This window comes from Streptomyces sp. NPDC096323 (genome assembly GCF_040302845.1).
Lineage (GTDB): Bacteria > Actinomycetota > Actinomycetes > Streptomycetales > Streptomycetaceae > Streptomyces.
The window spans coordinates 129,967-137,307 of the sequence record NZ_JBEOSI010000016.1 but is presented as its reverse complement, the minus strand read 5'-3'; the positions used below and the strand labels follow the sequence as shown (position 1 = coordinate 137,307).

At 65.2% G+C, this 7,341-nt stretch carries 4 protein-coding genes; all 4 read left to right on the top strand.

The window, feature by feature from the left end; translation table 11 throughout:
- Positions 1-818 precede the first annotated feature (818 nt).
- The 4 genes from ABTX18_RS34095 (at position 819) to ABTX18_RS34080 (ending at position 7,201) form a co-directional block, all read left to right on the top strand.
- Complete coding sequence (locus ABTX18_RS34095; RefSeq protein WP_352126675.1) at positions 819-1,127, top strand: hypothetical protein; 309 nt, start codon at positions 819-821, stop codon at positions 1,125-1,127.
- Entirely contained in the window at positions 1,124-1,759 is a 636-nt protein-coding gene (locus ABTX18_RS34090) for an RNA polymerase sigma factor (RefSeq protein WP_352126674.1), read from the top strand. Before ABTX18_RS34095 ends, ABTX18_RS34090 begins: the two co-directional genes overlap by 4 nt.
- 2,003 nt (positions 1,760-3,762) lie before the next feature.
- The gene (locus ABTX18_RS34085) at positions 3,763-6,024 is read left to right on the top strand and encodes a hypothetical protein (RefSeq protein ID WP_352126673.1); all 2,262 of its coding nucleotides are present in this window, start codon (positions 3,763-3,765) and stop codon (positions 6,022-6,024) included.
- A gap of 217 nt (positions 6,025-6,241) precedes the next feature.
- Entirely contained in the window at positions 6,242-7,201 is a 960-nt protein-coding gene (locus tag ABTX18_RS34080) for an SEC-C metal-binding domain-containing protein (RefSeq protein WP_352126672.1), read from the top strand.
- Positions 7,202-7,341 lie beyond the last annotated feature (140 nt).

Genomic DNA, 7,341 nt, shown 5'->3' with positions numbered 1-7,341 from the left:
CCCGCTTTTCGGGCGGGGACGCCCGAAACGAGCGAAGCGAGTATTCGCTTCCGGAGGAAGAGCGAAGCGGGAAAGCGCCTTCGGCGCTTTCGGGCGCCCCTCCGGGGCTTAGTTTCCTTTCGTCCTCCGGACTGAAAGGAAATATGTTCCTCCGGAACATTGCGGTATGTAGTGGAACATCAGTTTATTTTGTTTCAGGTGTTGTTGGCGTTTTCGGTGGGCATTCCATGCCCACCTCTAGGCCATTCCATGGCCCTTCAGGTTTGAGTATTTGTCAGGTGTGTTTTTGAAATGGTTTGTTGGTGCCTTCCAGGCACCAACTGGGTCTCGTGTGAATGGGGGTGACGATCCCCTCCGGGGGCTCGTCGGGCAGTGGCATGTGGGAAGGGTTGGGTGGCGGATCCGGGGGAAGCTCCTTCCGCGGATCCTGCGGCCCGGTGTCTGTATCTGATAAGGATTTTCGGACTCACTGTGTGGAGCGGGGCCCGTGTCGGTGCGGTGCACGGGCGGAGGGCATCGGCGCCGCGGCGCGCGCGGAGGGGAAGGGTGCCGCCCTCCGGGCGGCATTAGGCAGCTCCCTGATGCTCCTCGCACACCCTTGAGAGGCCAAGACCACCTGCGAGCCCTCCGGCCCACCTTCCCCGGAGGCACGGATGCCGAGACCACCGGCTTCGGTGGTCAGGAGTCGCCGTGACCACCCGGCTTCCTGAGTAACCCTCAAAGGATCTTGAAGCTCCTGTAAGAAGAGGGGCTTCTTGGACCTATAGGGGGTTGAAGTCGCTCGCGCACCCCCCTAAGCCCACTGAGGAACCTACGAGATGAGCTCCCTGCCCGACTACGTGACGGTCTTCATCGGCCTGATGCCCGTCGCGTACAACATCTGGAACCGCCCCGGTGTCATGCGGTGCCGGAACCTGCGGCGCACCAGCGCCACTCCGCCGCCCAGGTGCCCTGTGCCAGCACCTCCCACCCAGCCGGTCGGCATCCTGGCGGCAGAACTCCTCAGTTCCCTCCCTCCGGGAGGCGTGGCGCAGTACGAGGCACCGGACGGCAGCCGGCTGACGGTCTGGCGGATAGCGGGCCCGCCCCCCGCTGACGACGGCCTGGAGGAGTACGCCCTGTGGTGAACGACTCCGAATCCCGCCGGGTCCAGGACGCTGCGGACGCACTCGGCTTCCTGGACCCTGGCACGGGGAGCGCAAAGTACCAGTACTACCGGGAGAAGATCGCGGCATGTCTTGCAGGGCTTCCCTTCCCTATGACGATCACCGAGCGCCTTGAAGTCGCCGATCAAGCAATCTCTGACGTGCTCCGAAGTAAGAGTTTCGACCCGACCAACGGGCCCCTGCGATACATGAAGACCACTGCGCAACGACTGGCGCGGAAGCTTCAAGAAAAGCGGTGCAGCGAGAAACTTGTCGGGGAATTCTCCGAAATTGAATTGAATAGAGGGTCCGGCGACCTTCATTCAGGCGGCGACGGGCCCCCCGCCACGTCGAATCGTGAAAAGGAGGACGACGAGGTGTGGGATTTGGTCGACCGGGCCATCGCGAGAATTCCTAAGCCAGAACACCAGGAAGCGGTCCGCAGACAGAGTTTCGGCCAGGACAACGCCACCATCTCGCAGGAGACCAGGACGTCGAGGAATACCGTTTACCAGCACCGCCTGCGTGCGGTCAAAGCCATGCAGGCGGAGCTGAGCCCGCATATCCGGCAGGGGCATCTCAATCCTCGCCAGTCACAAGGTGATGAACGCTAATGGAACTCAAGCAGCAGGTCTGGAGGAGCGCAAGCACGAGGGGATGGACACCGTGAGTGAAATTGAAGCGTATAAGGGGCTGTTGGCGCTACTGAAAGGTCCGGCTGATTACTGGGACCGGCCCCGAGGCGACTGGCCGGGGCGAACTGGCGACAACGTATGTACCGTCCGTGAAGGGGATGAGGCACGGCAGGATGCCAACGCTGCCTACCTCTTGGGGACAAAGGCTCTGCGACGCGGTGAACTTGACAGCGCAGAAGCGTGGTTCGCCGTCGCCTGCGATGAGGGGCACCCCGGTGCCGCGTTCCGGGCCGCTTTGGCAAAGCTGCGTCGGCCCTCGGAACCCCAGGCCGTTGTGTATGTGAGCACCGGGTCCGGTAAGACCGCCGCGTTGATAGGGGCAGTTCTGCGGTTGTGTGCTGCTGCGCATTGGGGGCATGGCGATGCGCAGCACCTCATCGATCGCCTTCGTACTCCCGAGGGAAGGTTGCTGTCCCAATGGGAAGACGGAAAGATCCACAGCGGAGGTGCTTTCCAGTCAGCTTCCGATCTGGCAGCTGAGCTCGCCGGCGGGGCAACGATTGATGTCAGGCTAGCGCCGGACGAGGCGAGGTCCGGGGTCGAGGACACGGAGTTTTATCCGCAGGTGCGAGAACTGCTGGAGATGCTGTGCAGAACTCCTGTGCCCGCAGAGCCAGAGGCGCGGCCCATGCATGACCACCACGTCGCGGACAGCTTGCCTCAGTGGAGGGGCCTGGGCGAGCTCGTCGATGACGTCTGTGCGGCGGACCAGCCATACATACTCGTGGTCTGCGACGATGCCTTGGCTGAGTGGAGTCGCCGGGGTGTTCTGAATGAAAGCGCCCCGTCGCACTTCAGGACCTTGGCCGCGTCCTGGGCAGAGGCTGAGATGCACGCAGCTGGGCTCGTCCCCCTGGAGCCATACCCCGGTCCGTCAGCACGGTGGCTTTGCCGCTGCTTGGCATGCGGCTCTGTCACTACTCCGTCTATGCATGCAGCCCGTAGAGGACGAGCATGCCCTCACTGCAGCGGCACCCGGGAGTTCGTCCTCTCGTACCGTGAGCTGTTCGATGACATCCCTTTGCCGCACACTCACCGCAGCCTCTCAGAGACGAAGCTGCACCTATCCCCTGGCGAGCTTCATGAGCCTTACGAAGCTGCGCTGGAGTGGCGATTGGTCCGGAGTCAAAAGCCATGCGGCAGCGGCATGGACTCGACAGTGGGTGACACAGTCACTGTCATCTGCTGGTCTGAGCATCCCGCCGACAAGTTGCGCAAGGAACTGAGAGCGTGGAGAAGCACCCTCTGCAAGAGCGCTGCTTCTACGCAGGGAGACAATGTCTGCCCATCTGTGGACTCTGTACACCGCACTCTCCGTGAGTTCCTCAGCAACCGTGCTGACGCAGCCTCGCCAGATACCCGAAGGATGAAACTGCGCGCTCACACAAGTCCGGGGGCTGCAGGCCTGGGAGCGGCAATCGTTGATGCGATGGCTTCAGAGCTTCTGACCGATCACGTCAGAAGGCCGGCGCAGGCAAGGGGATACAACCTGAACCGCCTGGTTTCTGCTGGGCTGCTGCATGTAGTGCGCGACGGAATGGTCATGCTGTATCTCTTCAGTGACTCGTCCCTGGCCCCGGACTCCGGTGAACCGCCCCACCTCGCCACATCCACAGTCCTCGCCGCGCAACACATCGATGAGTCAACAGCTGCGAACCGCCTCGCGGACAGACCGCTACTCGCCGCACGCCCGCTGAACCCCAGGCACCGAGAGCTGACCGCCTGCAGGTGTGCGCCGTATGCCTGCAGCGATGGGAGCATTGTTAAAAACGGGTCAGCTGCGGCGCACGATGATTCGTGGCCCAGGTGAACGCGGCCTTGGAAGGTACCCAGGCGGACAGTGAAGGCCTGTGGCTGGGCGGAACGCAGACGCCGCTGTCGGTGGCCAAGGCTAGGCTTCAAGACCGTCATGAGGGGGTTGTATGACATACGGTCTACTGACACCGGATGTGCCGCTTGGCCCGTTTGAGAGCGCCCGGATCACGGTGTGGTCGACGCCAGGCAAGCAAGCCAAATTGCACGCCGCGCACTCGTGTTCCTATGTGCGCTTGGCCCGCACCGTCACCGAACGGGAAGTACCGCTGGATGCCGCGGCGGTCGGCCGGATGTGCCCCAAGTGCATGACGCACGGTTCGTGGGCACGTGAAGGCACGGGCCTGGACATCTTCCTGCGCACAGTGACCGGCCTCGGGCTGCTGTATGAAATGGGTTCCTACAACGAGGCGGACGAGGAGGCATGCACCGATTCGGAAGTGGCTCAGGCAGCCTCCCTCCTGCACCTGACGCCTTCCAGCGGGCCGGCCGCCACCACCTCGCAAGAGCCCGGGGATGACGCTGAAGACGAGGACGAATCGGCCTGGGACGAACTGCAGGACGCCCGCCGTGTACGCGAGTTGGTCTTCGCCGAATGGCTCGGCGCGCTGGCCAGTCTGATCCGTGTACACCAGGCCCTGGACCTGTTTCCCTGGTTGCGGAACTGGGCCGCAGCTGGGGTGCGTCGCAAGGACGAACGTCTCGAGGCGCTGCGCTCCCAGGCCGAGCAGCTCGTCAAGCGGAGCACGCTCGTCCTGGCGGCTGGGGTTGCGGCCCTGGAGAAGCCGGCGATCCCCTCCGATGACCCGGCGTTTGGCCCCTTGGGCTCCCCCGCCGAGGCGGCAGTGCAGCTGACATCGTTGTGGCAACGGTGGCAGTCTTGCGCGAAGGACAGCTGGGAGCATCCGCGGGAGCACGACCACCTCGTCTACCAGCTCGCCGACACGATGAGCAGCCGGCGTAAGGGGCGTGCGCAGATGCTGGAACGCGCCCGGGTGCTTCTGGCCGAGTGGGAGGAGCAGGCTGCGCACACGGTGGCATCGGGAGAAGCGGACAAACGGGTCCTGCTTGTGCGGCTGCCTGGCGGAAGCGTGCCCGTAAGAGGCTCCGGTACGTCGGTCCTGGACCGGCTGGGTGAGTGGGAACGGGGCGTCCTCGTCTCGTACACGGTGGCGGCCGATTGGCAGCAGTCGACTCTCACGCTGCGTGTGCCTGGCCCTGTGGCCGCCCAGTTACTGTCGCGTCGTTGCGCCCTGTCCTACGAGAAGCCGCCCGCAGGGGCAGGGGGTGCGCCCGGCGAGTCCGCGACACGGGAAGACACGGGCGGGCTGGCCCCAGGCGTGTTCGACGACACTCCGGTCACCGGCCGCCGTCTGGTCACACCCAAGGACTTGGCCGCGCTGCGCAGCTCCGGTCGGGATCCAGAGCAGCTGTATGTGGTGCTCGGCGTCGAGGCCGGGGTGGAGGTGGTCCCGCTGAGTGTGCTGGAGAGGCGGTGCGCGGCGGGGTGGCAGGGAGTGATCATCGCCGGCGCCCGTGATTTGCCTGAGGCGTTGTTCGAGGGCCGGCAGGCGCCCGCAGCAGTGACTGGGATGCAGGACACGGCGTTGTGGGCGCCCCGTGTGTTCGACCCTTGTGATGAAGCGTTCGGCCGTAGTCTGAGCGCGGCAGAGGGCGAGAGGGTGCTCGTGCTGCTGTGTGAGGGGCGCCGGGAGGTCGGTCAAGCGCTGCGGTCGCTGGTCCTTGCCCGCACTGTGCCGGATCTACGCACACTCGATGTCGGTGAATACGACGACCGGGGCAACGCGCGCAGGCCTTTCGTAGCCGACGTCTGGAATGCTCTCCTGGCCATGGAACAGCTGGACCTGGAGCCTTTCCTGACCGACTCGGAATCGGGCCGGCCTCCTGGTACACCGCCGCTGCCGTTGGGTGTCCTTGCCGACGTGCAGGTCTACACGACGGACGCGGCCGGCCAGTATCAGGGTCGAGCCCACTCCCCGGGTTGCGCTCACCGGCGGCCGATGCGCGGCCTCAGCTGCGACGACGAGCGGGTGACGGTGGAAGAGCTTCTCGGCAATAGGGGTTTCGACCCGTGCAGCAAGTGCGGTGGCTATGCCGTTCGCCGCCTGAGTGGCGACCAGGTCGCCTACTACCGGGCCGCACACCGGCTGCACAAGCTCGCCCAGGTCGCTCGGGCAGCGGTCCGGCACAGCGCTGAGCGCAGGGAGGAGACGGCGAGGAGCTTGGAGGAGCTCGGCAATCTGGACGAGCGGACCACCATGGCGTGGTTCCTTTCGAGCGAGGAAGCTCGTCGATGGCGGCGGATCATTCACGGTCTGCGCCGGGATCTTTCTGGGGCCGCCTCCCTTTGAGCCGGCCGGTCGGAGGAGGAGGTGGTCGGCGGCTGGTCAGCTCGTGTGCTGGGGTCGGCTTCCCCCCCCCGGGGGCAATCGAGGCATTTGCCTCCGGCACTCGCACCGGGGCGGGCATGATGTGGGTGCACACAGAGGGGTAAGCACCGGCCTGTGCCGGTGACAGGGGGCTGGGATGAATCACGCACCACAGAGCACGGTCATGCTGCCGCGTCGCATGGAGCACCTGACGGCCGACCAGCGGGGGTACCCGGTGATCGCCACAGTGGAGCGCAGCCCGCAAGGGGTGAATTTCGGATCGATCAATGAGCGGCGCAAGCTGGCCCTGGCCGCCTTCGACTGGTGCGCCGTATGCGGTCTGCCGTTCACTGACGAACTGCGCTGGCAGATGGTGCTCAAAGAGGGGCCGCTGCCTGTGGCGGTTTCCGGCGAGGCCCCGGTGCATGAGATCTGTGCGCTGTACGCGGCGCAGGTGTGTCCCTTCTTGTTCTCTCCGCAGGCGCGTCTGGGGGACGAGTTCCGTAAAGGGTCAGTGCGGGACCGGGTGGTGCGGTTCGTGGGGTTCGAGTCCACCAGCACGGTGTTCGCCCACGAGTCGGGGCTGCAAAAAGGTGTCTATACCCTGCACTTCGAGCATCGGGGCCAGGCGGATGAGTTCTCCTACCACTCCCCCGATGAGATCCGTGAACGGTTTGCCGACGCTCTGGCACGGGAGCAGGAGCTGCCGGTCAGCGACGCGGAGCGGGTCCTGGTCCGGCTGTTCAACCGGCTCGACGACAAGGGTGAGGGCGATGTGGTCACCGGAGCGGCACTGATCGCGGGCGCCGCTTTCGCCAAGAACGTCTTCAAGGTGCAGGGGCTGCGCACCTTCGCGGGCAAGGAGTACCCGGCTGTTGCCGGGTTGCTGCTGAGGGGCAGCGAGGAGGAGATCCTCGCCTTCTCGCGCAAGTCTGGGGATGAGGCATTCAGCGTGACGGGCCCTTGGGTTCTCGAGCGTGCCGGTGCTCTGCCGACGCCGCTGCAGCAGTGGCGTAAACGGGGCGAAGACATGGTCCCGCGCAGTGCCCGCACCGAGCCCGCAGGCCCCGGTCGTAACGTGCCCAAGAACGCTGCATGCCCCTGCGGTTCCGGTCGCAGGGCAGGGCGTTGCCACCCGGGTGGGTTTCGCGTCAACTGACGTAATCCAGGGCGGTGATGGGATAGCCGCAGAGCCAGTCTGAGTGGGGCGCGAGGGCGGCGGAACGACGGTGTACCGGGGCGCGGCCTGAGACGATGAGGTCTGCGGCCAGGGGTGCGGGTGTGCCGGGCAGGAGTGCT